Consider the following 1,417-nt stretch of genomic DNA (forward strand, 5'->3'; position numbering starts at 1 on the left):
GTGTGGTTGCTGCCGACGCGCTCAAACTCCTGCTCCTGCAGGACACGCAGCAGCTTAGCCTGGAACGAACCTGATATTTCGCCAATCTCGTCCAGAAACAATGTGCCTTTGTCGGCAGCCTCAAAGCGCCCCTTGCGCAAACTGCTCGCGTCGGTGAAGGCACCCTTCTCATGACCGAACAAGTCAGATTCCAGAAGCGTCTCGGTGAGCGCCGCGCAATTGACCTTGATGAAGGGCTGCTTGGCGCGAGGCGAGAGCTCGTGAATGGCTTTGGCAACCAGCTCCTTGCCGGTTCCGGATTCACCTCGCAACAGGACCGTAGTCTTCGCCTTGGCCACCTTGACAAGGTGCTCACGCAGCTTGCGCAGCGCCTGACTATCGCCAAGCATCTCCTTGCTGATCTTTTTACGTTCCATTTGGCAGCCCATCCCACTCCGCCACCCGCCGGTAGAACTGCACTGGACGGTGAGCTGTGTTGTATTTCGCCATCATCATTCTCGATCTCACCTTTGTTGCTTCGAAATTTCCGGCGCGCGGACCCCCTCGGCAAATGGCAATGGCGCCTGAGCATCGTTGTCTTTCACCAGGACGAGCGTCTTCTCCTCCGTGCGGGCGCCCGCAATATGCGCGCTTGTTTGCGCAGGCCTTTACTCGACCGGTCGCCGTTCTGTCCGGCTTCTGCCGCACCGCAGCCTGCAAACCCATCCTTGACAAGAAAGGAGGGGAGTCAATCGAGCTCTCCTTGCATTCGTGCAAGGAAAATTGTCAGTTTGATAGAATTCTATCAAAACGGCAGAAACGCCCCGCCCCCAATTTGGCTGTACCTGCGGCGTTCAGCTTACGTGACGACATGTGCGGACTTGTCCCAATTGCCGTCCGAGTTGTGCGGGAAACAGTAGCCGCTGCGCTGTTCGCTTCAACCGCGTGATGCCGCTGACAGTAGAGGCGGCGGCTCGTCGAGCGAGGCTTCATTGTTCGGCTACTAAAGCGGCTGTGCTTTGGTGGGAGTTGGTTTCGCCCAAGTTCTGGGCCTGGGGGGCGTCGGCCCGTTTCGCCGCACAGGCTCCTTCCACATCGTCGAGCCGAGAAAGAGGGGCCACACAGCTCCCCCTGTTTCACAATGCCCCGCCCCTCAAGCAGCTAGATACGACAGGTGACCTCAAATGAGGCGTCTTGCATGGCTTCTACACCTGCCTGAATGCCAGAACTGCGTTCGTACCGCCCATGGCGAAGGCGTTGCTCATGGCGACGCGCACCTTGCGCTCGCGCGGCACATTGGGTGTGATGTCGAGGTCGCAAGCGGGATCTGGCTCGCGATAGTTGGCGGTCGGCGGCACGACGTCCTCTTGGATTGCCATCACGCAGGCGATCATTTCAAGCGCGCTCGCTGCGCCGAGGCAATGCGCGTGCGTGGACT

The 1,417-nt window shown here is 59.2% G+C and carries 2 pseudogenes; both read right to left on the reverse strand.

Annotation, left to right across the window (positions count from 1 at the left end):
* Positions 1-413: pseudogene (locus tag EOC93_RS33470) on the reverse strand (sigma-54 factor interaction domain-containing protein); the annotation flags it as partial.
* Between the two features lie 771 nt (positions 414-1,184).
* A pseudogene (locus EOC93_RS33475) lies at positions 1,185-1,417 on the reverse strand (beta-ACP synthase); the annotation flags it as partial.

Origin of the sequence: Mesorhizobium sp. M6A.T.Ce.TU.002.03.1.1, assembly GCF_003997275.1 — a bacterium.
Classification (GTDB): Bacteria; Pseudomonadota; Alphaproteobacteria; order Rhizobiales; family Rhizobiaceae; genus Mesorhizobium; species Mesorhizobium mediterraneum.